Genomic DNA, 25,957 nt, shown 5'->3' on the forward strand with positions numbered 1-25,957 from the left:
CTGATGTGTAAGAGAGAGCATCCCTCATCTTCGTTGGATACAGGAACGCTGGCTCTATTGCACTACATGGCTCTGGAACCTGCACGAGCGCTGACCTTGGCAGGAAGCATAGCCTAGAAAGAGAGCCCCTGCAAGAGTCAATTTTGCACATTTCATGGTATCATTTGCTGGAGACTTCCTTAGTTCCAGCTCATTGGGATTGAAACGGGCGCAATTCGGCCAAAAAATTGAACAAGTGGAGAGTGTCAGTGGAGACAGAGGAAGGCCGGTCCGTTGGCCTTTTTGGGCTGTTTCATCGCGCATGTGTGAAGCAGGGCGATACCTCGTCATATGAGCGAGGAGGCCGCAGCTATCTGCGATGGGGGCTCAATGCATTGTGGTGCCTGAGGCAGGCCAATCTCAAACCTGGGCAGAAAGTTCTCATCTACGGTGCTTCAGGAGCCATTGGCACCGCAGGAGTTCAGCTAGCCAGATCCTTTGGCGCTGACGTCACAGCGGTGTGCAACACGAAGCACCTTGAACTTGTGAAATCGCTGGGAGCGAACCAGGTCATCGACTATACACAGGAAGACTTCACCAAGAACGATCAAACATATGACATCATCTTCGATGTAGTCGGCAAGCATTCATTCAGGCGGTGCAAGGACCGCCTTTCGAAGGGCGGCAGCTATCTGGCAACCGATGGGCTCAAAAATCTCTTCCTGGCGCTGTGGACCTCGTGGATTGGAGAGAAGAAAATCATCTTCTCGATCCCACCTCGCTACACGAAAGAGGACGTCTGCCATCTCAAAGAACTTATCGAGGCCAAGAGATACCGCACAGTCATTGATCGGTATTACAAACTAGAAGAGGTGGTTGATGCAACTCGGTACGTCGAAACAGAGCAGAAGACAGGAAACGTCATCCTCATCGTTACTAACAACCACAGGACATGAGTCTGCCATCACGCGGACTCGCAGGGCAGCATGTCATTGATCCGATAGAGGCTCGCGTTGCTGAGGTTAGCTTCCTGGAGATCTGGTGCGAGCAGTTCTGCCTTGTTGAGTTTGGCTTGGCGGAGATCCGCCCTGCACATGTTGGTGGCAGTGAGGATAGTTCCATAGAGATAAGCGCCTCTGAGATGTGTCTCATTTAGGCGGGCTCTAGCAAGGTTCGCTCAACTGAGATGGGCTCCCCTCAGAGAAGCTTTGCTGAAATTGGTAAATCTAAGATCGGCATGTCCGAGATTCACTCGATTGAGCTTGACGTGACGGAGATCGGCTTCACGCAGATCTATATACTCCTCTACATGCTCACTCCGCCAACAATTCCATCCCCCCTGTCTGGGCAAAGCGAACTGCTCTTCGTTCGCCATCCGATTCCTTTCTTTGGCCTCGTTCCATTGAAGCGCTATGCGTCAGGCAGAAAAACAACTCTTGCCCCACAAACATTACGCATGTCATTCTGCTTACCTCACTATCCGCAATAGCTTTTTATATCAAGATTGTAAGAATAGCCTCCTCCTTTCCTCCTCTGCTTCTTCAAGCCCAAGGATATCTTATATGAGGCAATCACCTCTGAGCACAAACAGGTGTCATCATTTTGTAAAACTAGTTTTTACACTTACGCTTTGTGCTAAAGGCTGAAAAAGAAAGAGAACTGTAGTACGCTTTGGTTTGTAAGCAAAAACAACCAAGGAGCGTACCTATGATGCTTGACAAAGCAACAGTTCTCACCACCCTTTTTACCATAGTTGACGATACAATGAAAGGGTCAACCGTGATCCAAGAAGCCTTACAGCGGCCTGGAAGAGCGCCACATCTCTCCGATAGCGAGTTGGTGACCATCGCGCTCTATCAGGAACTCATTGGCGAACCACGAGAGGACCACTTCTTCCGACTGTATCAAGCAACGCTGCGAGTCTTCTTTCCTGGACTCAACGAACGTAGCCGCTACAATCGTCGCAAGCGTGCGCTCTGGTCAGTGATTCTCGCCATCCGTTCAAGCTTGCAACTGGTGCAAGAGGGCCTCTTGTTGGAAGAGACGGCTGCCATTGACTCAGCTCCTGTTCCCTGCGTGAGCTACAAACGCAGCAAACGAGCAAGCGATTTTGTTGGTCATGCCGATTATGGGATTTGTAGCAGCAAAGCCATGAAGTACTTTGGCTTCAAATTGCATACCGTCGTGAGCCTCACTGGTCTCATTCTCGGCTTTGTGCTCACCAAAGCCAGCCTCTACGATAATCAGCCAGTCGTCGATGTGCTGGACTCGTTTCCTCATCACCTCCAGCGATTGTTGGGAGATGGAGCCTACAATGATGCCGCTCTTGAGAGGTATCTTGAACAGCATCGTTCCCTTGTTTTGTTGTCTCCTGCAAAAAACAACCAGACGGCAAAACGGGCAGAGGCTGACCAAAAGCAGCTCAACCGGTTACGCTTGATCTGTGAAACCGTCAATGCTCAGTTACAAGAACAAATGCATCTCTCCAGACACTCTGCCAAAAGCCTCTGGGGGCTGATCACCCGGATTGCAACGAAGGTCACTGCACAGAGTGCTGCGATGATGGTCAACGTCCTTTTAGGGAGGCCTGCCCTCCAATTAGCTGATCTGGCTGTCTAAACCATTAGCACAAAGCGTATTTATTTTTTTGCATACATCCTTATTACTAGCTTGACAATACTGATAATTATAATTCATAATCTTCCTAAGATGCTCGTGGAGTGGAGTGCCCCCCAAGACTCACATTTGGTGAATATTGCCCCCAATCATGAACAGTACAGCCATTGGCAACAGATCAAACCGCTCCACAAGCGAACATGTGAACACCATTTTGTCAATTCGGCACGGGAGAAAACAGGCAAATTGAGGACACCGTTAGCTCCTGCAATCCTTGTAAGAGAGAGCTCTTTTGGAGTAGGATAGACGTATGGCTATGACCAACAATGACATTTCCGGTGGTGTTGTCCACGAATTGCCAGAGGATTTACGACAAGCCCTCGCTTCTGACGCGGAGGCGCTAGCGGCATGGGAGAATCTTACGCCTCTTGCGCGTAACGAATGGATATGCTGGGCGATCTCCGTAAAAAAACCAGAAACCAGAAGGCAGCACGTTGAAAGGGTACGCACGGAACTCAAAGAGGGAGTGCGTCGGCCTTGTTGTTGGATAGGCTGTATTCACCGCACCGACAAGCCAATAAGCCCGTCGGTTCAGTGGGTGCTCGAGAAACGAACGAAAAAGTCATCATAGATGATGGCTTTCATAGAATAAGGGCTCATTTGCTTGTGACTTGTTCAGCTTCACAGCTTCCAGAATGAGTGTTTGTAATATGGCTTCATTGATAGTACTCGTCCGTTTTTTTGGCCGCACATGACGTGCAGTCTCAATTCACGGGCAAGCCCGTGAATTGACGAGTTTTGAGGACCGTGAGCCGCTGGTAGAGTGAGTTCTCAAGCATCAAATCGTTGTGCTGTTCATGATTGAGGCAACCTGCTCGCTCAGAGGGCAAAATCCAATAGGCCAGGCTCAGTAACGCAACCGCCCCAATCTCGCAGAAAATCAACAACCATGCCAGACATCCCAATCCCGGTGCGTACCCATAAGCATGTTTCGTTCTTATCGCAGAAAACAAATGAATGATATTGTTTCCTTGGGAAATCGCCTACTATTACTTCTTATGGACTATTGTACTTGTATTTCTATTATCATTGGTGTCTCGAAGAGGCATGACGGCTTTCCTCTGAACCAGCTGTGTCCAAGGCAAAAAAAGTCCCCCTGTGCCCGCATCAGGTGCGAGGAGAGCAAGAGAAGAAGCTAGGCGACGTGCTGCGGCGTCAAATCGACATGATACCCAAGCCGTTCCAGTTGCTTGACCAATCGCTGTTGTTTCTCCTGTTGATCGCGTTTCGTAAAGTAGTCTTCCCCTTTTTCTTCATAGGGTTGCCCTGTCGTGAGCATCTGATAGTAGATCAGCAGGATGCTGTGTCCCACTGCTACCGCAGCATGTTTGATCCCCCGGCCCTTGCTCATCCGCCGAAATTGTGCTCCCAGGTACGTCTTGGTCTTTCCGGCAGCGTGAGCGGCTTGCACCAGGATGGTTTTGGCGTGCCGATTCCCTTTGCGTGTCCGCCCACTCATCCTCTTGCCTCCACTTTCGTGTTGTCCTGGGCAGATGCCCACCCAGGAGGCGAGATGGGCTGCATCTGGGAAGGTCCCCAGATCCCATCCGATCTCGGCAAAGAGCGTTTCCAGCACACGCTGACTAACCCCAGTGATCGCGTCAAGCCGTTCCATCGTTTCCTTCTGAGGGGCTAAGCGCTCCTCGATTTCGCGATCCAGCCGGGCAATGCGACGTTCAAGGTGCTCGACCATCAAGAGGTGTTCCCCTAACAAGAAGCAGTGATGGGCTCGCATGCATCCTTGCAAGGCAGGAACCAGAGCATCTCGTTTGCTTGGGATACGTCGCAGCGCCAGATCAGCCAACACCTCGGGCCTCGCCTCCCCGGCGGCCAAGGCATGGAGAATGTCACGTCCCGTTTTGCACATCATGTCGGCGAAGATGGAACTCAGCTTGATGTTGGTTTCCTCCAGCAATTTGTGGATACGGTTCACATGACGCGTTCGCTCTTGCTTGAGATTGCTGCGATAGCGGGTCAGATCGCGCAAGTCGCGCTGGGGTTGAGGTGGAATGAAGGAGGCTTTGAGGAGGCCATGTTGCAACAAATCAGCAATCCATTGGGCATCTTTGGTGTCGGTTTTGCGACCAGGGACTGCCGCGCATGTGCTGGGCATTGACCAACACGATCTCGAAGAGCCCCTCCATCAGGTTGAAAATTGGCTTCCAATAGACCCCCGTGGACTCGAGGGCCACATGCGTGCAGTGGGCAGCTTGGAGCCAATCAACCAAGCGGAGGAGATCAGGGGTGAGCGTGGAGAAGCGTTGAAGCTCTTTGTGCTGCTTGCCATCCTCGGTATACCAGATCAGACACGCAACCACGAAGCGCTTGTGAACATCAAGACCGCAACAACATTGGTAAAGCACATGCATGGCAACCACCCTCCTTGGTGAAACAGAGAGACGTTGGTGGGTGAAAGGTCACCAATGGGGTATCTGCACAGATGATACTTTCCTCTTCGTGCTTCCTCTCAAGGAGCGACATGCGGTGGTGCATTTCGATACCCAGGAACATCTTTTTAGCCAAGCTCAAGGCTTAACAAGCGTGAACTTCGTCCTGCGCGTTGGGACCCTTCCTTCCAAGTATACCTTGGTTCATCCGCGGTGGTGCTCCGAAGGAGCATGCCTCTTTTTAGGATGTCACGCTCCTGCCTCAAGACCTCAATTTCTCGGCGTAAGCGGCGTATCTCCTCAGCTTCTAGCTGCACATGTCCGCTGCCTATGAAGGCTTGTTCTCTGTTGGCCGCGAGTTCTGAGCACCAGCGGCTCAGCGTACTCATCGCTATCCCTAAGTCTTCAGCTACCTCTCTGTGATTTTCCACTCATTTTCACTAACTGCACGGCTTCTTGCTTCAATGTCTTGTCGTATGTCTGTCCCATTGCCATCATTTCCTCACTTCTTCTACGACTCTTCACATTCAGTTTATTGCGTCATCCAAACCGGGACAAGTACACTCCGGCTCCTTTCCACGCTCTCTGGCCTCCTCCTGTTCTGCTTTCCTCGCCTTCTGCTCTATCCCTCTTCTCCTCTTCTTTCCCACAAAAAACGCTTCCCTCTCGGTGGAAGCGCCTCTCTGACTCCTTCCCCTCATCCAACCCCTCCCCCCACAGACATCACCTCACCACTCTCTCTCCTCCCCATGGCCTACTCTTCTTTCGCATTTTCTGCCAATTAGCCTACTTTCTTTTTATCAACAACAGTCTGCACGCAGACCGCTTTTCCCCCGCCTCTCTTCCTTCTCTTTGGCACACTTTTCTTTGGCATTCTCTCTCGATACCTCTCCAGCCACTTTAGCAACAACAAATTGACAATACCCTTTACACACAATTTCTAAGCATTGGGGCCAATGATCTGCTGCCCAAAATCGATCCCGCTACCTGCAAGATTGATAATCTTGAATTATCACAGCAGCTTGCGGCGTTGGACCATAATCTGACTACGGTCATTCTGCCACAATTGTCGCAGGCTCTCGCCAGTACGCATGGTCGCATTCTGATGACGAATGCCTATACCCCTTTTCAGAATCTCTGCCCCCTTACCACTGCGTATATTGCGATTCTGAATCAGCACCTCGCCCGCGATATACAGGGATTTGGTACCCTGGTCGATGTCTTCACTGCTTTCGAAGGCGTCGTTACGCCCAATTCGCAGCTCTGTACTCTGACCTGGATGCACAGCGCACAACATGATATCCATCCAACAAGTGACGGTTATAAGCGCATCGCTGACGCTCTAACCGTGGCATATCGAAGAAGGTGAATTTATCGTTCCCTGGTTACAGCATGCTTCCAGAGAGCTATAATTTAAAGAGAAAATGTAATGAGGTAGCTGCCTAACGGCGGCGCACCTGACGAAAACAAAGAAGGGGAGTGCAGAGGGCGGTAATATGTAGGCGCATATTCTTTAGCGCGACCCCCTCTAGATTGCATGCTTAAATAGCCAACGGTCGGGAAGGAGAAGGCAATATGCGACTTCTCTTCATTGGGGATGTGATGCTGGGGCGGCTACTCAATGATGTTTTAACCAGAGAACCTCCCACCTACCCCTGGGGAGATACATTCTCTCTGTTTCAGCGGGCCGATACGCGCCTCTGTAACCTTGAATGCGCTCTGGCGGATCGAGGGACGCTCTGGAGGGCGACACCAAAGGTGTTTCATTTTCGTTCGGATGCAAAAAATGTAGAGGTGCTCAAGGTCGCTCGCATAACTGCTACCTCGCTTGCCAATAATCATACGCTTGATTTCGGCTACGAAGGACTCTTTGAGACGCTGGATGTTTTGCGTGCCGCTGACATTATTACCGCTGGTGCCGGAAGAAACAAGACTGAGGCTTCCACAGTCGCGTTGTGGGAAGTTCAGGGGCAGAAGCTGGGTCTGATCGCGTTGACCGATAATCAGCCTGAGTGGGAGGCTACCGAAGCACAGGCTGGCGTGTGGTTTGTGCCTCTATTCTTGCAGGATGAGCGAGCTGAAGAACTGTTCGAGGTCGTGAGGAAGGCTAGGGAGGAGGTTGATCTGCTGATTGTGTCCGCGCATTGGGGACCAAATTGGGGTTATGTTCCTCCGACGAATCACGTTGCGTTTGCTCATGCTTTGATTGATGAGGGGGCCGATATTATTTTCGGTCATTCCGGTCATGTGGTGCGCGGAATCGAGTTGTATAAAGAGAGGCCGATTCTCTATTGCTCCGGTGATTTTATCGATGATTATGCGGTCGATCCCGTTGAGCGCAACGATCTGAGTTTTGTGTTTCTGGTAGAGCGAGAAGGTCAGGCAATACGGGAATTGCGCCTCTATCCCACTGTCATTCAAGACTTCCAGGCGCGACGGGCACATGATCCCGAGCGCGCGAAGATTGTGACGACGATGCAACGCTTGTGTATCGGGCTAGGCACGCCGACAACTTGGGATGAGCAGGATGAGTCTCTTGTGATTCGCTGTGGCGTTTAAGCGTTACCACGTGTGGTCCAGGTCAGACTGTTTCTCCTCTACTCTACTTCGGGCGGCTCGGTATGGATAGTGACAGTATCCAGGTAGGGATATGCCCGACGCAGTGCTCGCTTTATCTCTTCCGCCCAGATATGCACTTGACTCAACGGTGCCTGGGCATCGAAGGTAATGTGGAGCGTCACGTCCAGCGTGGCTGTCTCTACAGGATATTGTCAACTTGGGAACGTAGCTGAACAATGTGCTAGAATAGCTTCATGAAAACACATCCCACTGTTCCAAGCTGCAAAGGCTTTCGCTTCCCACCTGAAATTATCAGCCACGCAGTTTGGCTGTATTTCCGCTTCTCGCTCAGCTTTCGTGACGTCGAAGAGCTTCTGGCACAGCGCGGAATCGTGGTGACGTATGAAACCGTGCGTCAGCGGTGCCATCGATTTGGACACATATATGTCAACGAACTGCGTCGTCTTCGGACGAAGACGGGAGACACATGGCATATGGACGAAGTGTACCTGAATATCAATGGCAAAACCCATTATTTGTGGAGAGCTGTTGATCAGGACAACAACGTGCTGGATATCCTCTCTAAAGCCGACGCAACAAGCATGCGGCCAAAAAGTTCTTCCGCAAGCCCCTCAGAAGGTTGCGATATGTCCCACGAGTGATTATTACCGATAAATTGAAGGGCTATAGTGCAGCCAAACGCGAGCTCCTGCTTGGCGTGGAGCATCGGCAGCACAAAGGATTGAACAATCGAGCGGGGAACCCTCATCAGCCCGCACGACCGCGAGAGAAGAAGATGCAAACATTCAAATCAGCCAATCTGGCACAATGCTTTCTTTCCGCGTTCGGTCCCATCAGTGGGTATTTCCAACCGCGAAGGCCCGTTTGCGTGCACAAGAATATCGTGGCACGTTATAGGGCCGAATTCCAACAATGAAACGCGGGTGACTGGGGTAAAGCTGGTCTCATAACCGCAGAAACTTGCCCATCTCTCATCGCCCTTTAACGCCTCTCCTTGTTATAACTCATAAATATATTTTATTCTCGCGAACAAGTTGACAATGCCTGCTGGAATGAAAAGCAATGCCTATTTGGCTGGTGTAAAAAGAAGTTGGCTCAGCACGAGCGCGCCAGCCCCACGTGTCCAGCTTTCATAGCCCGACCAGGGTTCAAGAATGATTGGTAGCGAGCTAGCAAGCCGGGAAAAGGCTTGCTCCTGGAGCATTTGCAGGGTAGGATCGAAAAAGCGTTCACCATATTCGATACCTTCACCAGTGATAATAATGCATTCGGGATTGAAGAGATTGACGATATTGGCCAGGCCCGCGCCAAACAGACGGCCAGCTTTCCGGAGTGCCAGGCTCGCCATCTGGTCGTCGGGCGGACTCTGGAGCAACTGCTCAAGCGTTGGTTCTGACTGCGAGAAGCCCCCTGCTTGGAGCAATTCGCTGTAGGTAGCGATAATTCCCCGGTGTGCGACATACTCTTCCAGGCAGCCGCGGTTACCACATTCGCAGCGCCTGCCGTCCACGACAGCGACCGTATGTCCAAATTCACCAGCACCACCGGTAGAACCACTATACATCTCGCCGTTAAGCACGATTCCCAGACCCAAGCCACGCCCTAGTGCGACTGTGAGAAAGTTCTGATAGGTCTGTCCCCGCCCAAAGAGATTTTCATAACAGGAGATACAGCTCACATTACTACTCACCAGAACCGGCATGTGGAGGTATTCGGATAGCAGTGGGCCGAGCGCGAAATTGTGCCAGCCCAGTTGCCAGGAATCCACGCAGATGCCATTTTGGCTATCGACATAACCAGAGACTGCACACCCTATGCCAATAATGTTCTCGCACGTGACTTGGTTCTGACTGATCAATTCCTCCACCAGTTTCCCGATACATACGATCGTGTGCTCGCTCTGCTCGGCGAGATTGAGATTCCAGTGTAACGAAGCAATGATCGAGCCGTGTAGATTGATGATTGAACCGACAGTTTCATATTCGCGGATCATCAAGCCAATCGCGTAGCTATCAGCTGGATTGAGTGCGAGCAGTGCAGGGCGGCGTCCACGCAGCGCGTTAGCCGTGCCTTTCTCAATGATCAGTCCACGTTCGCTCAGTTTGTTCGTCAGGGCAAGCACAGTAGCTGGACTCAGGCCGGATGCTGTAGAAAGAGTAGGACGGGAAATTTCCCCGTTCAGGCGAATGAGGTTCAACAAGCGATGCAGATTGTTATCGCGCAGGCTTTTGTTGGCGGTTAATATTGTATCTGGCTGCATAGCAGGCCCTCTTCTCCCGGATTTATTTTATGCGATAGTAAAATAAATATAGAAGTTCAGGAGCATTTTTGTCAAGGGGAAGGGCTACGCCGGAGAGTCATCTACCAGCCTTCTTGACAAGCCTTCTCTCTGAACGTATTTTTATTTTACACACTAAATAAATTAATTGGGAGCAGAGAAGAATAAAAACCTGGAATGCACGGGCTGCTTGTGCAGAGAAGCTGAAAGGAAGTATCCTGGCAAAAATTTTCAGATCTTGGAAAATTTGCTGCGCTTTCCACTTGACAAACCTCCTCTATAAACCTATATTTTATTTACATACTAAATAAATTAATTGGGAGCAGAGAAGAATAAAAACCTGGAAAGAGTGAGAACCGTTCTCTTTTGAAGCGGTGTCGGCAGTGAGAAAGGGTAGCCAGTCCTTTCAAGTTAGGTACATCGTGGTAGAGCAATCTTCCTGTTGCTTACCCAGTGGCGTGATGCAAGCACATATGGACAAGCATTTGTCCAGTTAGTATGTAGCACAGAGAATCTGTGGTCACCAGAACATAAAGTTATTTTTGTAACTTGATGCGCATCCTCCTGGCAGGAGGAATGCACGAGTTGCTTATGCAGAGAAGCAGAAAGGTTCCTGGCAATGAATATGCCCACGAAACAGACTCCTCCCCTTTTCCCCCGCCGACGTTTTTTACAGGTCTCGGGCGCTACAGTGATGAGCGCTGCATTCCTGGCTGCCTGTGGTGGGAGCTTCAGTGGCTCCGGAAATAATTCAAGCAAAACTATTACAATTTGGGCCTGGGATGATAACTTCAACGTCAAAGCGGCCAACGAGGCGAAAGCGCTGTATCTCAAAAACAATCCAGGTGTGACGGTGAATGTGGTGAGTATGGCACAGGCCGATATTGTGCAAAAATTGAATACCGCCCTATCTTCTGGCGCATATAACGGCCTGCCAAACATCGTCCTCATTGAGGATTATCGCATCCAGGGCTATCTCGCCTCTTATCCAGGCCAACTGAAAGATCTTTCTTCGATTGTGAATAAAGCGAATTTTTCGCCTTATAAAGTGAACGTGATGTCCCAGGAAAATAAGCTCTACGGCGTTCCGTTTGATAGCGGTGTTACGGCTTTGTTCTACCGCACTGATTACATTCAAGCAGCCGGTTATACTCAGGCAGATATGCAGAACCTTACCTGGGACAAATACATCGAAATTGGGAAGGCGGTCAAGGCGAAAACTGGCAAATCTATGTTGACGTTAGATCCTACCGATCTGGGTCAAATCCGTATGATGATGCAGTCTGCCGGCTCCTGGTATGTCAAGCCGGATGGGAAAACCGTTGATATATCCGGCAACACGGTTTTGAAAGAATCCATCCTCACCTATAAAAAGATCGTCGATGCTGGTATTTCAACTCAGGTTTCAGGTTGGAATCCGTTCGTCTCGGCCTTTCAGAGTGGTAATGTTGCTTCCGTCCCGACTGGCTGTTGGATTGCTCTGACGGTTGCCTCCGCCAAGGATCAAAGTGGAAAATGGGCGGTAGCGGCGCTCCCGAGACTGGGAAATGTTCCCAATTCAGTGAACGCATCTAATCTTGGTGGTGCAGGCTGGTATGTGTTGGACAAGGTTGGCGACTCAGCCCTTGCTGCCGACTTCCTGGCCAAAACGTTTGCCTCCGACACCGCCCTGATAAATAATCTTGCTACAGACATCAATCTGGTCAGCACCATGACAGCAGCGGGTTCCCTGTCAAATTATCAAAAAAGCGAGGCATTCTTCGGCGGGCAGAAAATCATGCAAGATTTCTCTGTATGGATGGGAAAGATTCCCCCTGTCAACTATGGCCTTTTTACCTATGCGATTGAAAGCACCATGACATCGGCTGTTCAATCCATTGTCCACGGTGCGAATATCGACGTGGCGCTGAAGAATGAACAAACGCAAGCGGTAGCCGCCACCGCGCAATAAGATGTTTCTGTAACATGTAGAAACATGTGGAAGACGGATATTTGCCAATGAATAAGCGGCAAATAGCCGCCTTTCATTTAATCGGGGGTGCTCAATTGGGATCAATAATGAAATCCGACACATCAAAAATGAAATTCGGCACATCAAAAGTGAAATCCGGCAGTGCATCAAGAAGACAAAATCGTTGGGGTTGGGCCTTTGTTTCCATAAGTTCTCTGTTGATCATCATCTTTGTTTTCTATCCCATGGCTCAGGCATTTGTCATGTCCCTGATGTCGGGGATGGGGAGTATGTTGACCTTTACCGGTTTTAGCAATTATACCAGGCTTGCAACTGATACGATCTTCAAAGAGGCATTGTTCAACACCCTGATGTATCTGGTTATTCAGGTGCCAATCATGCTGATCCTTGCTCTGATCATTTCAGTTATGCTCAATGATAGAACGCTACGCTTCCGGGGCATTTTTCGAACAGCGATCTTTCTTCCGTGTGTGACTTCGTTAGTCGCCTATTCCCTGATTATGAAAAGCGTATTCTCCAATACCGGGCTAATGAATCAGATCATGCTAAATCTGCATCTGATTTCCCAACCCATTTCTTGGGTGACCGACCCGTTTTGGGCCAAAGTTTTGATCATCATTTCCATTACATGGAGATGGACGGGCTACAATACGATCTTCTATCTCTCTGGCTTGCAGAATATAGAACCCAGCATCTACGAGGCGGCTGAGATTGATGGGGCCAATGCGATCCAGAAATTTTTCGGCGTGACCATTCCACTGTTAAAACCGATTATCTTGTTTACCGCTATCACTTCCACGATTGGCACGCTGCAGTTGTTTGATGAAGTGCAGAATATTACTGGGGGCGGACCGGCTAATGCAACGCTTAGTATTTCACAGTACATTTACAACCTGTGTTTTAAGTTTTCACCGAATTTCGGTTATGCATCCGCGATTGCGTATGTCGTTGTGGCCATGATCGTTTTGCTGTCCCTGTTTCAGTTTATTGTGGGAGGAGATAAGCGCGATGCATAAATATGTTTCCAAAATTTCTAAATACCTTTTTCTTCTCATTGTTTCTGTCATTTCGATTTTCCCGTTTTTCTGGATGATCATCGGCGCAACGAATACGACTGTGGCGATTAACCGCACTACGCTTCTGCCAGGCACAAATCTGCTGACCAATCTGACCAATCTGTTTACTTCCGATCTCGGGTTTGTCAACTCGCTGGAAAACTCGGCTGTGATCGCGCTGGTGGCTACCTTCATGGCGCTGCTGCTCTCCTCTCTTGCTGGCTACGGATTTGAAACGTATCGCAGCAAAAAACGAGATGCGCTTTTTAATGTACTGCTTCTCTCTATGATGGTGCCGTTCTCTGCCCTCATGATCCCGTTATTTCGGCTGTTCAGTTCATTCAATAACAGCGGGCTGAGTTTCATTGGCCTGGACTCCCTACCAGCTGTAATTATTCCGACCCTGTCTACCGCCTTCCTGGTGTTCTTCTTCCGTCAAAGCACGAAGGCCTTTCCAAAAGATATTCTTGAAGCTGCGCGAATCGATGGATTGAGTGAAATGGGGATCTTCTTCAGGATGTATATGCCGGTAATGAAATCCACCTTTGCCGCTGCCGCGATTATCACGTTTATGGCCAGCTGGAACAGTTATCTCTGGCCGTTGGTCGCTTTGCTGTCTCCGGATAATAGAACCGTTCCGCTGATCCTTTCGACGATGGGGGCATCCTACACCCCGGATTACGGCATGATTATGGCTGGCATCGTCATCGCAACCATCCCGACTGCCCTGATCTTTTTCCTGATGCAGAAACAGTTTGTACAGGGCATGATTGGTTCCGTCAAATAGATATTGTCGCTCCTGTTGCCAAGCAAGAGCATTGCGCTATGATAATTTTAAGTTAAGAACTGTTGAAGATTATGAATGCTGAAAAACCAACTTTATCCTGGTTGAGTGACCCTCGCGTGTTTGAAGTGAATCGACAGGAAGCGCATTCCGACCACCGGTTCTATACGAACGTGGAAGAAGCCCTGCAGGATCGGGAAATGACCTTGAAACAGAGCCTGAATGGAAGATGGAACTTCTGCTTTGCGCAGAATCCGAAGCAGCGCCCCCGTGATTTTTATCGGGAAGACTACAACTGCGCCGGATGGGGAACGATTGAAGTCCCCGGTCATATCCAGTTACAGGGATGGGACAAGTGCCAGTATATCAATACCATGTATCCATGGGATGGGCATAGCGAGCTGCGCCCCCCGGAGGTTTCGGAAGCATACAATCCCGTTGGCAGCTATGTGAAAGAATTTGAACTGAAGCCTGAACTGAAAAATCAGCAGGTATATCTGTCTTTTCAGGGCGTAGAAACGGCTTTTTACGTTTGGGTGAACGGCAGTTTTATTGGGTATAGCGAAGACAGCTCTACTCCGGCCGAATTTGACATTACTCAGTTTCTTCACGACAACACAAACCGCGTCGCTGTGGAAGTCTATAAGCGAAGTAGTGCGAGCTGGATTGAAGATCAGGATTTTTGGCGTTTTTCCGGCATATTCCGCGAGGTGTATCTTTATACCGTGCCAAAGGCGCATGTTCACGACCTCGGTATTACAACCGACCTGGCAAGCGGCTATACCGCTGCAACGCTGAATGTAAGGATGAGGCTTCAATTGGAAGGAGCGGGCAGCGTATTTGCCGATCTGATTTTACAGGATGACAGAGGCCGAACCATAGCTGCCCTTATGAACACGGCCTGTGGGGAAGATATGAATCTTTCTCTGCCTGTGAAGGAGCCCCGATTATGGAGTGCGGAGAATCCATATCTGTACCGCCTGCTGATCCATCTGTATGGTCAGGACGGAAAAACTCTGGAAGCCGTATTGCAAAAAGTTGGTTTCCGCGAATTCAGGATGATTGATCAGATCATGTGTTTGAATGGGAAGCGGATCGTGTTTAAAGGCGTGAACCGGCATGAGTTTGACTGCCGTCGCGGCCGAGCCATTTCCAAAGAAGATATGCTCTGGGACATCCGCTTTTTAAAAAGGAATAACATCAACGCCGTACGCACCAGCCACTACCCAAATCAGAGCGAGTGGTATCGCCTGTGCGATGAATACGGCATTTACCTGATCGACGAAACGAATCTGGAAAGCCACGGTTCATGGCAGAAAATGGGAAAAGTTGACCCAGACTGGGTTGTGCCTGGCGATCGAGAAGACTGGCTTGATGCGGTGCTGGACCGCGCAAAATCCATGCTGGAACGTGACAAAAATCACCCCTCGGTGCTCATCTGGTCGTGCGGCAACGAAAGCTTCGGCGGGCTGGATATCTTTAAAATGTCGCAGTACTTCAGGGAAACAGACCCGACCCGTCTGGTACATTACGAAGGGATTTTTCGCGACCGGCGATACAACGGAACCAGCGATATGGAAAGCCGCATGTATGCGAAGCCGCGGGAGATTGAAGACTATTTGCAAACCGATCCAGAAAAACCTTTCATCAGTTGCGAATATATGCACGCCATGGGAAACTCCTGCGGTGGTATGCACCTTTACACAGAACTGGAGGAGAAATACCCGAAGTATCAGGGTGGGTTTATCTGGGATTATATCGATCAGGCGATTCTGACGAAAGATGATTCCGGCAGGGAAAAGATGGCCTATGGTGGGGATTTTGACGATCGAGCAACGGATTATGCTTTCTGCACGAACGGAATAGTGTATCCCCAGCGGGAGCCCTCACCCAAGGTGCAGGAAGTCAAATTCCTGTATCAGAACCTAAAACTGCTTCCCGATGAAAAGGGCGTTCTTATAAAAAACCAAAACCTGTTTGTTTCTACTGATGAATATTATCTAGAATATTCCCTGCTTCGTAACGGCGAAGCGATATTTTCAGCTACCATGGACTGCCCCATGCCCGCCGGGGCAGAGCAGTATTTTGCGCTGCGGCTGCCGGAACTTCGGCAGAGTGGGGAATACGCACTGAACTGTTCCCTCCGGCACAGAACGGCAAATCTCTGGACAGAACAGGGCTATGAACAGGCGTTCGGTATGTATGTGTGGACAGTCGCTGGAATGGAGCCGGAACAAACACAATCTCTGCCGTTGACCGTAGTACATGGTGACGTAAATATCGGAGTGCACGGTAAGGACTTTTCCGTCTTGTTTTCCCTACAGGAGGGCGGAATCGTATCCCTGCGTAAACACGGTGAGGAGTTCATTACTCGCCCCCTAGACCGTTTTACTGGCGCGCCGCGACCGACAATGACCGAGGTAACGGCTACCCGTTCCGCTGCGCGATCTGGTACGCCGCCAGCGCATGCCAGAGATATTGCGACGCAAAAGTGTCGGAGGAATCAGGCTACGTAACGGTAACCTACTCTTATCAGCTTCCAACGCCGGTTCCTGTGATGGTGACGGTCTCCTATACCGTGCGACCGGATGGAACAATCCTCATTCAGGCAAAATATCCGGGGAGCCCCAATTTGCCAGAACTGCCGGTATTCGGGCTTAGCTTTCGAGTCAAAGCAAAATATCATCGTTTTCGGTGGTACGGTATGGGGCCGGACGAAAACTACATCGACCGCGTTCATGGAGCACGTTTGGGTATTTTCGAGAGCACGGCTCAGGAAAACCTTTCGCAGTACATTGTTCCTCAGGAATGCGGGAATCGCACCGGTGTACGCTGGGCACAAGTAACCGCGGACAAGGGCCTGGGCCTGCGTTTTGTGGCCGTGGACGCGCCGTTCGAGCTGGGGGTGCTTCCATACACGCCGTTTGAATTGGAAAACGCGCTTCACCGTGAGGAGCTACCCGAGCCAAACTACACGGTGATCAATATCATGGCAAAACAGATGGGTGTCGGCGGAGACGACAGCTTTGGCGCTCCGGTGCATGACGAGTACTGTATTTCATCCGAACAGCCACTCGAAGTATCCTTTCTTTTGAACGTATGTAGCTGATCCGTTAGGATGACCGTAAAAAAGACAAATGAGGACCATGTATGACGGTATTATCAACTTGACAAAGTAATTGAAGAGTTTTTTAAAAAAGATATGCAGCATGGTGTACCTCATTCCACATCCACCTCTGCTTTTGAATCCTTTGTAGCCACCAGTCCCATACAATCGAGCTTACAAGCAGGCTGGGAAGGAGTGGTTGTGCGCACTTTCAATGAGCCAATGGAGGTTGAGAGCCTTATGGGGTTGTATTGCAAGAAGTAAGCTGATCTGCGAAAGCGAGGCGAAAAAACAAAAGAGGATCCCATGACCGAGCAGAATCCATTCAAAGGGCATCATTTCCAGGCTGACATCATTCTCTTGTGCGTGCGCTGGTACCTACGATACGCGCTCAGTAGCCCACCACATTGATCTTGATGCATTGCATCTTCCTGAGGTATGCTGAAGAAAAAGGAGTAGCATCACATGGTCCTGATCCATCAAGTCCACCTGATAGAGGAGGATCGAGCCAAACTGCACGATTTGCTCAAAGTGGGGGAGCATTCTGCGAGAAGCATTGCTCGTGGATATATTCTTTTACTGGCCAGCCAAGGCAAAAGCGACGAGGAGATTGCTCAGACCCTGGAAGTTGGTCGCGCAACTGTGCAACGCGTTCGCAAACGCTATTGCCAAAAAGGGTTGGATCATGCCCTCACCGAACTGCCTCGCCCAGGCGCTAAGCCTCGACTTGATGGCAAGCAAGAAGCGTATCTGGTAGCATTAGCCTGCAGTGACGCGCCAGAAGGGCGGACCAATTGGACCATGCAACTGTTAGCAAACAAAGATGAAACGGTGCGTCGGGTCTTAAAAAAACGAACTCAAGCCCTGGCTGAAAGAAGAGTGGTGCATTCCTAAGGTCGGAGCGGAGTTTGTCTGGCGCATGGAAGATCTCCTGGATCTCTCCATGCAACCCTATAACGCAAGGTATCCTGTGGTCTGCATTGACGAACGTCCCTGCCAATTGATTGGGCATCTCCAATCCCCAGAGCCACCACAACCCGGTCGACTGGCACGTGAAGATACGGAGTTCTCACGCCATGGCGCATGTAGCACCTTCCTGATGTTTGAACCACAAGCAGGCTGGCGACATCCCATCATCAAAGAAACACGAACAAAGCGAGATGCGCGCTGCCTGTCTTCAATATCTGCTTGATGAAAAATATGCCTCTGTGCCGAAAGTACGGTTGGTGCTCGATAATCTCAATACGCATACTCCTGCTGCACTCTATGAAACGTTTGCCTTTCCAGAAGCGCTCCGTTTAGCCAAACGAATCGAATGGCATTACACCCCTTTGCATGGAAGTTGGTTGAAATTAAGCTTTCTGTTTTGGTGAATCAATGTCTCAAGCGTCGTATTGGTGATATCGAGCAACTCCGTCAAGAAATCGCTGCGTGGGAGCAAGCACGCAACACTCAAAGAGCCACGGTGCAGTGGCGTTTTACTCCTCCTGATGCGCGGATCAAACTCAAACATTTGTATCCCTTACATAAGGAGATATCTTCTTAACAGAAAGAGGAGCGATGCATCAAGATCAGTGTGGTGGACTACTCAACGAATAGCGCAAATACCAACGAACACACAACAGAATGATATCGGCTTGAAAATGTCGCCACTTGAACAACGAACCATGGTGCATAGAGAAATGCCTCTCACTCAGTAGGATCCTGTTGAGTGTACCTCATTACTGCATTTTCAATGATCGTTTTCAATACTCACTGGTCAGGTTGAACCATAGATGCGTATTTTCTGCTAGGAGGTATCCACTATGGATTTGCAGCCTGGTATTATCAGCACCAATTACATGGGCAAAATTTCAAAACCTGAAAAAGAGTTCTCAACACCTCAAATCGGGAAAACTTAGAGGTTGTTAGCTCCAATATAATGGGTAGCGTACGATGCGGCCGGCCAGAGGAGCAGGTTGGCAGAGGCGACGCAATTCGGTGATCGTATCTATGGCAATAACATCAATAGGAACGGAGAGTGACTCAATGCAGAGCAAAGGGTCACTGGTCATTGGGAGACCATCAAAACTGACAATATGAATGGGATCATGGACTGATGTATTGCTAGAAAGCCCCGCCCGCAGGCCAACAGCTAACCAGTCGTTGGTAGCAATAAGACCAATTGGTCCTTTGATTGTGGAGAGATTCAGTTCGCGGCCCAGGCGCAGGCCTGCTGTGTAGTTCAAATGGCTTCTGACAAACTGGAGAGAGATGCGTGCTTGTGTGGCAATCTCTTCTGCTCCTTTCAGGCGCTCCTGTGAGGAAGCGATATCACGTCTTCCTACGAAGACTAGTTCCTGACATTGCAAAGCAAGCAGATGTCGAGCGGCTTCCATGCCTGCTTCTCGATCCGCCAGTTGAAACAGACTGGCCCGCGTATGCACAGGAATCCTGGCGTCAAGCAATAGCCCAACAACTGGTGGATCGTCTGGGCGCAGTCCTGCCAACACAGCGCTCCCAGCAACGCCAAGGGTGATAGCGCCATCTCCCAGGTTATGCGGCTGCCTCTGGTGATGAATGCGTTCGATGATGCAGCGAATGTCTTCCGCTTGCAGGTGAGACTGGAGGCGTTCTACCAGCAGTGAGAAGAAAGGATCGTCCCCCAATTTCAGTTCTTCGTCGATTAGGAGTGCTACCGTTGTGAGCCGCTCAGCTTGCAACTTATTGGCATAAGTCCCGCTCCCCTGGTGACGCCGGACCAGTCCCTCCGCTTCTAATGTTGCCAGGAGGGAGCGCAGGGCTGGTCGAGAAATACCTAACTGGGCGGCCAGTTCACGCTCTCCAGGGAGACGTTGCCCGGCCAGCTTTTCGACGAGCTGACGGAGTTCGGCATATTTCACAGCTTGGTCTATTGACATAGTATAAATTATAGCATATAAATGAATAAAACCAATATAAAAATTGGTTCAAAATTGGTTCAAATCAAGGGAGAAATATATGGATTCAGTACAACGAGTGATGGTACTGCCACAAGAACCTATAGGGCAGATTCATCCATATTTACATGGACACTTTGCAGAACACCTGGGAGAGCTGGTCTATCCTGGTATCTATGTGAGCCCGGAAAGTCCTATTCCGAATACAAACGGGCTGCGCAACGATGTTATAGAGGCCCTGCGACCACTGAATATACCCGTTCTGCGCTGGCCAGGCGGCTGTTTCGCTGATACATACAATTGGCGCGACGGTATCGGACCTCGCGAGCGACGGCCGATGCGCGTCAATGTCCACTGGGGCATGGCCGAGGAGCCAAATTCCTTCGGTACTCATGAGTTTATGGCCTTTTGCCGAGCAATTGGTGCCGATCCGTATTTTGCTGGTAATCTTGGGTCCGATAGCCCGGCTGAACTACGTGATTGGGTCGAGTATTGTAACTTTGCCGGAAAATCGACTCTGGCCGAGGAGCGCCGAACAAATGGGGCTGGACAACCGTTCAATGTACAACTCTGGGGAATTGGCAACGAAAACTGGGGCTGTGGCGGCAATATGAGCCCCGAGGAGTATGCCGCCGCTTTTGCACGCTATCGTACTTACGTCCACAACTATCCTGGTACGCAGGTAGAAGCAATTGCTTGCGGTCCTAATGGGTATGACTGGCAATGGACGAGGCGCTTCTTCGAATACATGACAAATCACCACACCAGTTGTCGACTCAATCAGGTCCAGGGATTTGCAGCCCACTACTATTGCGGGACGGCAGGCACGGCAACGAAGTATACCGAATCACAATGGTTAGAATTGCTATCCAAAGCCTATGCAATGGAAGGGATTGTAACCGGACATCGCAGGATTATGGACGAATATGATCCTGCACGCAGAAGAAAGCTGATTATGGACGAGTGGGGCACATGGCACCCGGTTGAGCAGGACAAACCGCAAGGCGGACTCTATCAGCAAAATTCGATCCGTGATGCTTGTGTTGCTGCATTGACACTCGACGTTTTCCACAACCACGCCGACAAGGTGTATATGGCAAATATAGCGCAGTTGATCAATGTACTTCAAGCGCTGCTCCTGGTGGAAGAAGATCGCTGTATCCAGACTCCAACCTACCATGTGTTTAATCTGTATCAGGCACACAAAGGGGCTCAGGCGGTGCGTTTTCTGACGGCGGCAGAGACGGTAAGTAACGGCGAAGCTGCGGCAGAACATTGCAAATCCTGCTACATTGATAAGCAGCCGTTTGCACTACAAGCGGTACACGGATCAGCCTCTATTCATGACGACATGCTCTGTGTGACTGTTGTAAATACACATCCGACGCAACCAGTTGAACTCGATCTAGAACTGTATCAGGGCAGACTCAATGAAGTTGAGACGGTCACACTTGCTGCCAATGATATTCATGCGCACAACACCTTTGAGCATCCCCTCGCGGTACAACCTTCTGAACCGAAGCGAGTTCAGGCGCGAGGCGCACATCTGCGTGTCTCGCTGCCAGCTGGCAGCGTAACGCGTATGCGAGGACGATTGGGATAATAATTTGAAAGCCATATTTTGCCTTCTTGCGGGCCTTTCTGGATAAAGTGAAGTTCCCTGACAGTATAGCACCTGTCAGGGAACTTTCATTGGGATGTATCCTCACCACACTAAAAATATTCGTCAAAACAAGAACCCAACATATGACGCGATCAACATCGCTATCCGCGATGGTTGTGTTGCAAGAATGATGAAGAAACCAAAATGAGTGGGGAAAGCCCCTTATAGTTCAGTTTATGACGACGCGAGGCGCGTACTTGAGTCCCTTTAAGAGCTTGCGAAAGAACCTCTTGGCGGCTTGTTTGTTGCGTCGACTCTGTACCAGCATATCGAGCACGTTGCCATGTTGATCAACCGCACGCCACAGATCCTGTCTTTTGCCCTTGACCGTCAAAAACACCTCATCCAGATGCCATGTGTCTCCCGGCTTTGCACGGCGATGTCTCAGCTCATTGGCATACATTTGGCCAAAGTTGAGGCACCACTGACGGACGGTTTCGAAGGTGAGCACTACTCCACGCTCTGCCATGAGTTCTACGACATCACGGAAACTGAGCGAAAAACGGAAGTACAATCACACCCAATGACTGATAATCACGGGTGGAAAGCGGTTCTTACACATTCTCGGTGAAGCTTGCTTGCTCACCAATACGGCCCGATGTTTGGTAGGGAAATCTCCTTTCCTGTTAGAAGGCGTGAAGAACTCGCTGGCGGAGCAGAGAGATACCTGCTCGTCCATATCCCATCCTTTTGATCAAATTGAGCTTGTTCACATGACCCTCAACTAATCCATTTAAACGAACTGTCAACTACACCTAATAACACGAATGATGAGCATTCCTTTACCATCACCCATCCCTTTCATCCTCTCAGTGGTCATAGCTTCCCTCTGCTCTCGCAGAGCCGCGCCTGGGGAGAAGAGCGCGTCTTCTTTACAGATCCGCAGACACATCAGGTCCGCTCTCTCCCTCTGGCCTGGACCAGTCTCGCCCCTCCTGATCCCTTTCTGGTTGTTGCCGCAGGGCGAACCATGCTTCGTTTTGAAGACATAGGACCCCTCAACCAGCTACTCAAGACTCACCAGAAGGAGGATCACTAAGATGACCCAGCAGGTCAGCGCTCATCATCTCAGTCGCCTGGCATATCTGTATGTGCGGCAAAGTACACTTCAACAAGTGCTCGAAAATACCGAAAGCACTGCTCGCCAATATGCGCTCCGCGAACGGGCGCTGGCGCTTGGCTGGAGCCAGGAGCGTATTGTCGTGATTGATCAAGATCTGGGTCATTCGGGAGCCTCAACTGCTGATCATTTAGGCTTCCAGCGCCTAGTGGCTGAAGTTGGCCTTGGACAGGTTGGGTTGGTCTTGGGGCTGGAGGTTTCTCGGCTGGCACGCAACTCCAGCGACTGGCATCAGCTCCTGGAAATTTGTGCGCTTACCCGCACCTTGATCCTGGACGAAGAAGGGCTCTATGATCCAGCGACTTTCAACGACCGGCTTTTGCTTGGCCTGAAAGGCACCATGAGTGAGGCTGAGCTTTTTATCCTGCGTGCTCGACTGCAAGGCGGTATCCTCAACAAAGCGCGTCGGGGAGCCCTCAAATTGACCTTACCCATCGGATTTGTCTACACCGAAACGGATGTGGTGGTGCTTGATCCCGATCTCCAAGTGCAGGCCAGCATTCGCGAGGTCTTTCGCAGTTTTGCGCACACTGGCTCGGCCTTTACGACCGTCCGCCACTTTCGTCAACAGCATTTGCTCTTCCCGCGTCGCTTGCGTCGGGGAGCGCATCAAGGAGAACTGGTCTGGGCAGAGATCGAGCATCATGATGTGTTGCGGCTCCTGCATCATCCAGCGTATGCGGGAGCCTATGTCTACGGGCGTTCACGTACGACGAAGACGGCTGATGGCAAGCTCCACATTCAGGATGTTCCCCGCGCCAACTGGGTAGCCCTTGTGCGTGAGGCTCATGTTGGGTATATTAGTTGGGAAGACTTTGAGTCTGTGGCTGCTGCGGCGAACGGATGACGGTGCGCTCTCACCAGCGCAGAGGGCAGCGTATCATCCCAGATTATCTGTGCCAGAGCCGAAGCATTGCCCAGGGGAATACTCCCTGTCAACGCATTCCTGGGCGAGATCTGGATCAAGCCGTTGGGGCGGTGCTCCTGGAGCGCATGACCCCCGAAGCCCTCGCCTTGACCTTGGCAGTACAGGAGGAAGTCATCCAGCGAGCAGATGAGGCTCGTCGCTTGCGTCATCTCCAGGTGGAGCGTGCGCAATACGAAGCGGAGTTAGCGCAACGGCGTTATCTCAAAGTCGATCCGAACAATCGTCTGGTAGCAAGCGTTTTGGAAGCGGAATGGAACGCGAAACTGGTCGCCTTGGAGGAAGCACGAGCAGTTGAAGAGCGCTACAACCAGGGCGATCAGCAGCAAGTGAGCGTGGAAGAGCGGACGGATATTGAGCAGGTACCCGAACGGTTTCGCCGGTTCTGGAACGGCCCCAAGACCACCGCACGAGAGCGCAAGCGTGCAGTTCGGCTGGTCATTGAAGACGTAACGGTCCACAAAACGGATCAGATTGTGGCACATATTCGCTTCAAGGGAGGGGCTACACAGACGATCATGGTAGAACTCCCTCTGCCGTTGTCCCAATCGCGTTTGACCCCTCCAGAGACATTGGCAGCCATGGACCGCCTTCTTGAGGAATATACGGATGCAGAGGTGGCTGAGCAGTTGAACCAGCAAGGTTTCCGCACCTTTGAGGGGTTGCCTTTTCTCAGCACGCATGTCTATCAACTGCGTCGACATCACGGGCTTGCAGATCGATGTACCCGCCTGCGAGCTCAAGGGCTGCTGACCGCTGACGAATTGGCGCACTCCTACGGTGTTACAGCCCAAACCATTTGGCGTTGGTATCGTCAAGAACGTATTATTGGGATCTGTTACAATGATCGTGGATCCTGCCTCTTTCTTCCACAGGAGAGGCAACCGCTTCTGGCTGAAACGATATGATATTGATCCAAGTGACGAGGTGCATTATGCAACGTGATCGTTGTTTTGGGGAAGCGTAAGCCCTGCTAGCACCGCTGCTTTGTCACGTTCCACACCAGTAACAAAGCCCTGCAGTTCGCGAATCTTACTGGCTTTTACCCGTTCGAGCCAGTCGTCGAGCTGTTCTCCTGTACGCGTGCGTAACATCTGAGCGAATTGCTGAACCAGCTCGTAGGTCTGCTTTACCTCTGTGTGCAGAGACTGGAGCAGCGCCAGCGTTTCTTGTTCGTCGGCCTCCAGTTCTGAAGGTCTGCGAAGAAACAGGAAGGCAGCTTGTCGTGCTAGCACAGGAGGCCGTGGAAGCTGATCGGGCCTTTGGGCATTCTTTCGCCCTTCTGGAAGGTAACGAACTAGTTGCTTGTATACAACCTTGTAGGTCAGGGGAACACCAGAAGCAACCAACTCCCGATGCAACTGAGCGATGTTGTGACAGCCTGCCTCCCACCGCTTGCTCACCTCTTTGAGATAGGGATCAAGGCGGCTTTTTCGCGGACGTGGTGGTTGTTGGGGAAAGGCATCACTGCGCAGCCAGCGCGAAACGGTGGCATGGCCGATCCCAACCTGGTTGGCAATGGCTGTCTGCGAGAAGCCCTGTTTCCTTAAAGCCACGACTTGCTCGTATGTAGCCAGGCGTTCCTCTCGCTTCGCCTGGCTCAGCGCGGCTGCCTTCGGACTCGATTTCAGCGGCTTGACAGGTTGGGTAGTTTCGAGGGGAGTGGCTCTTGACTTCTCGGCTTGGCCTCTGCGATGAGCGGCAAGATGACGTGAGAGGACTCCCTCCAGAGCCTTTCCAAGGTTCTTCAACACATGAAACCGATCTGCCGTCTGCGTGGCTTCTGGAAACGCTTTCCTGGCTGCGGCAGCGTAGTCTCCTCCTCGATCTCGGCTCACTACTTCAATTTCTGGGTGGGTTGCCAACCAGGCGGCGGAAGTGTCAGCCGTCCGATCTGGCAACACGTCGAGCACCTTATGTGTGCGTAAATCCACGATGATTGTGCCAAATTTGCGACCACGCCTGAAAGCAAAGTCGTCAATACCAATCTGTGAAACTGCTCCAACTGGCTCTGTAGGCAGCGCCATGATGCGTCGGAGAATGGTGTGGCGTGAGGTCTGTATCTCCAGACGATCTGTGACACGCACGCCAAGCCTCCCTCCAGTTGCCAAGCCGATAATCTGCACGATCTGATACAAACGCTGTGTGACTCGTGCAAAGGTGTTAACGAAAGGCGTCAGGCGCTCTACAAAAATTTTTCGGGTACAGTCGGGCGCATCACAAAAGCATTTTCGCACGTGGATGAACAAACGGACCTGCCGTCCACTACAAGGAAGGTCTGCGACTTTGCGCGTGTAATAGCTATGAACCCGTGTGGCAGGCTCTCCACAGAGCGGGCAAGCTGGATGTGCTTGTATGGAAACTGCCATGATGGTAAGCACTCCATCAACCATCTCAATATCTGTCACTTCTAATCTCTCTGGGAGAGCTGCGACTTGCTTCACTTCCATCTTCACCAGATCCTTCTACATCTATGGATTTCTGCATGTAGAACGATCTCTTGATGAAAAAAGC

General features: G+C 50.7%; 19 protein-coding genes and 8 pseudogenes. 17 read left to right on the top strand and 10 right to left on the bottom strand.

All coding sequences use genetic code 11. The features are described 5' to 3' along the window. Positions 1-248: 248 nt before the first annotated feature. Positions 249-935, top strand: coding sequence for an NAD(P)-dependent alcohol dehydrogenase (locus K3T82_RS27760; RefSeq protein ID WP_220196797.1), 687 nt, complete (start codon positions 249-251; stop codon positions 933-935). Between the two features lie 8 nt (positions 936-943). On the opposite strand, the gene K3T82_RS50135 is transcribed toward K3T82_RS27760, so the two are convergent. Both K3T82_RS50135 and K3T82_RS50140 read right to left on the bottom strand, forming a co-directional pair. Then, the gene (locus K3T82_RS50135) at positions 944-1,075 is read right to left on the bottom strand and encodes a pentapeptide repeat-containing protein (protein ID WP_420799348.1); all 132 of its coding nucleotides are present in this window, start codon (positions 1,073-1,075) and stop codon (positions 944-946) included. 81 nt (positions 1,076-1,156) lie between these two features. Continuing rightward, a complete protein-coding gene (locus K3T82_RS50140; RefSeq protein WP_420799356.1) occupies positions 1,157-1,231 on the bottom strand; it encodes a pentapeptide repeat-containing protein in 75 nt (24 codons plus the stop codon). Here K3T82_RS50140 and K3T82_RS48080 point away from each other — a divergent pair. The 3 genes from K3T82_RS48080 (at position 1,217) to K3T82_RS27780 (ending at position 3,226) form a co-directional block, all read left to right on the top strand. Then, positions 1,217-1,468, top strand: a complete 252-nt coding sequence (locus K3T82_RS48080; protein WP_236031610.1) for a hypothetical protein — start codon at positions 1,217-1,219, stop codon at positions 1,466-1,468. The genes K3T82_RS50140 and K3T82_RS48080 overlap by 15 nt on opposite strands. Positions 1,469-1,686: 218 nt before the next feature. Then, entirely contained in the window at positions 1,687-2,598 is a 912-nt protein-coding gene (locus K3T82_RS27775; protein WP_220193845.1) for an IS982 family transposase, read from the top strand. A gap of 307 nt (positions 2,599-2,905) precedes the next feature. Next, entirely contained in the window at positions 2,906-3,226 is a 321-nt protein-coding gene (locus K3T82_RS27780; RefSeq protein ID WP_220196799.1) for a YdeI/OmpD-associated family protein, read from the top strand. 133 nt (positions 3,227-3,359) lie between these two features. Here the strand turns inward: K3T82_RS27780 and K3T82_RS27785 are convergent, their stop codons facing one another. Together K3T82_RS27785 and K3T82_RS27790 are read right to left on the bottom strand one after the other, a co-directional pair. After that, positions 3,360-3,608, bottom strand: a complete 249-nt coding sequence (locus tag K3T82_RS27785) for a hypothetical protein (RefSeq protein WP_220196800.1) — start codon at positions 3,606-3,608, stop codon at positions 3,360-3,362. A gap of 182 nt (positions 3,609-3,790) precedes the next feature. Continuing rightward, positions 3,791-5,024: pseudogene (locus tag K3T82_RS27790) on the bottom strand (IS110 family RNA-guided transposase). Between the two features lie 1,048 nt (positions 5,025-6,072). On the opposite strand from K3T82_RS27790, the gene K3T82_RS27795 reads away from it, so the two are divergent. Together K3T82_RS27795 and K3T82_RS27800 are read left to right on the top strand one after the other, a co-directional pair. Further along, entirely contained in the window at positions 6,073-6,411 is a 339-nt protein-coding gene (locus K3T82_RS27795; RefSeq protein ID WP_220196801.1) for a hypothetical protein, read from the top strand. Positions 6,412-6,617: 206 nt separating this feature from the next. Beyond that, the gene (locus K3T82_RS27800) at positions 6,618-7,601 is read left to right on the top strand and encodes a CapA family protein (protein ID WP_220196802.1); all 984 of its coding nucleotides are present in this window, start codon (positions 6,618-6,620) and stop codon (positions 7,599-7,601) included. Positions 7,602-7,639: 38 nt separating this feature from the next. Here K3T82_RS27800 and K3T82_RS27805 read toward each other — a convergent pair whose 3' ends face one another. Then, positions 7,640-7,783, bottom strand: coding sequence for a cation transporter dimerization domain-containing protein (locus tag K3T82_RS27805; protein WP_236031611.1), 144 nt, complete (start codon positions 7,781-7,783; stop codon positions 7,640-7,642). 72 nt (positions 7,784-7,855) lie between these two features. Here K3T82_RS27805 and K3T82_RS27810 point away from each other — a divergent pair. Then, positions 7,856-8,538: pseudogene (locus K3T82_RS27810) on the top strand (IS6 family transposase). 150 nt (positions 8,539-8,688) lie between these two features. Here K3T82_RS27810 and K3T82_RS27815 read toward each other — a convergent pair. Continuing rightward, on the bottom strand, positions 8,689-9,882 hold the full coding sequence (locus K3T82_RS27815; protein WP_220196803.1) for an ROK family transcriptional regulator: 1,194 nt from the start codon (positions 9,880-9,882) through the stop codon (positions 8,689-8,691). A 712-nt stretch (positions 9,883-10,594) separates the two neighbouring features. Between K3T82_RS27815 and K3T82_RS27820 the strand changes: the two genes are divergently transcribed. The 6 genes and pseudogenes from K3T82_RS27820 (at position 10,595) to K3T82_RS27850 (ending at position 18,363) form a co-directional block, all read left to right on the top strand. Beyond that, entirely contained in the window at positions 10,595-11,851 is a 1,257-nt protein-coding gene (locus K3T82_RS27820; protein WP_420799357.1) for an ABC transporter substrate-binding protein, read from the top strand. A 128-nt stretch (positions 11,852-11,979) separates the two neighbouring features. Next, a complete protein-coding gene (locus K3T82_RS27825) occupies positions 11,980-12,888 on the top strand; it encodes a carbohydrate ABC transporter permease (RefSeq protein ID WP_420799358.1) in 909 nt (302 codons plus the stop codon). Beyond that, positions 12,881-13,714 (top strand): carbohydrate ABC transporter permease, encoded by an 834-nt coding sequence (locus K3T82_RS27830; RefSeq protein ID WP_220196806.1) that lies wholly within the window; start codon positions 12,881-12,883, stop codon positions 13,712-13,714. Before K3T82_RS27825 ends, K3T82_RS27830 begins: the two co-directional genes overlap by 8 nt. A gap of 71 nt (positions 13,715-13,785) precedes the next feature. Beyond that, a pseudogene (lacZ, locus tag K3T82_RS27835) lies at positions 13,786-16,820 on the top strand (beta-galactosidase, LacZ type). Positions 16,821-17,123: 303 nt separating this feature from the next. Continuing rightward, positions 17,124-17,213: pseudogene (locus K3T82_RS27845) on the top strand (IS6 family transposase); the annotation flags it as partial. A gap of 69 nt (positions 17,214-17,282) precedes the next feature. Beyond that, positions 17,283-18,363 (top strand): annotated as a pseudogene (locus tag K3T82_RS27850) (IS630 family transposase). 40 nt (positions 18,364-18,403) lie between these two features. On the opposite strand, the pseudogene K3T82_RS27855 reads toward K3T82_RS27850, so the two are convergent. Then, positions 18,404-18,493: pseudogene (locus tag K3T82_RS27855) on the bottom strand (IS6 family transposase); the annotation flags it as partial. Positions 18,494-18,724: 231 nt separating this feature from the next. Beyond that, a complete protein-coding gene (locus K3T82_RS27860) occupies positions 18,725-19,717 on the bottom strand; it encodes a GntR family transcriptional regulator (RefSeq protein ID WP_220196809.1) in 993 nt (330 codons plus the stop codon). Positions 19,718-19,796: 79 nt separating this feature from the next. Here K3T82_RS27860 and K3T82_RS27865 point away from each other — a divergent pair, with 79 nt between their 5' ends. Continuing rightward, positions 19,797-21,338: an alpha-N-arabinofuranosidase gene (locus K3T82_RS27865; RefSeq protein WP_220196810.1), complete on the top strand. Its 1,542-nt coding sequence runs from the start codon at positions 19,797-19,799 to the stop codon at positions 21,336-21,338. A 235-nt stretch (positions 21,339-21,573) separates the two neighbouring features. On the opposite strand, the pseudogene K3T82_RS27870 reads toward K3T82_RS27865, so the two are convergent. Continuing rightward, positions 21,574-21,960, bottom strand: a pseudogene (locus K3T82_RS27870) (IS6 family transposase); the annotation flags it as partial. Between the two features lie 225 nt (positions 21,961-22,185). Between K3T82_RS27870 and K3T82_RS50145 the strand changes: the two are divergent. Genes K3T82_RS50145 through K3T82_RS27885 form a run of 3 tightly spaced genes read left to right on the top strand, consistent with a single transcriptional unit; the run spans position 22,186 to position 24,351 of the window. After that, the gene (locus K3T82_RS50145) at positions 22,186-22,437 is read left to right on the top strand and encodes a DUF5372 family protein (protein WP_420799359.1); all 252 of its coding nucleotides are present in this window, start codon (positions 22,186-22,188) and stop codon (positions 22,435-22,437) included. Between the two features lies 1 nt (position 22,438). Continuing rightward, positions 22,439-23,365, top strand: a complete 927-nt coding sequence (locus tag K3T82_RS27880) for a recombinase family protein (RefSeq protein ID WP_220196811.1) — start codon at positions 22,439-22,441, stop codon at positions 23,363-23,365. Further along, positions 23,362-24,351: a hypothetical protein gene (locus K3T82_RS27885; RefSeq protein ID WP_220196812.1), complete on the top strand. Its 990-nt coding sequence runs from the start codon at positions 23,362-23,364 to the stop codon at positions 24,349-24,351. Before K3T82_RS27880 ends, K3T82_RS27885 begins: the two co-directional genes overlap by 4 nt. A 39-nt stretch (positions 24,352-24,390) precedes the next feature. On the opposite strand, the pseudogene K3T82_RS27890 reads toward K3T82_RS27885, so the two are convergent. Beyond that, a pseudogene (locus K3T82_RS27890) lies at positions 24,391-25,893 on the bottom strand (ISL3 family transposase); the annotation flags it as partial. Positions 25,894-25,957 lie beyond the last annotated feature (64 nt).

This window comes from Ktedonospora formicarum (assembly GCF_016587355.1).
Classification (GTDB): domain Bacteria; phylum Chloroflexota; class Ktedonobacteria; order Ktedonobacterales; family Ktedonobacteraceae; genus Ktedonobacter; species Ktedonobacter formicarum.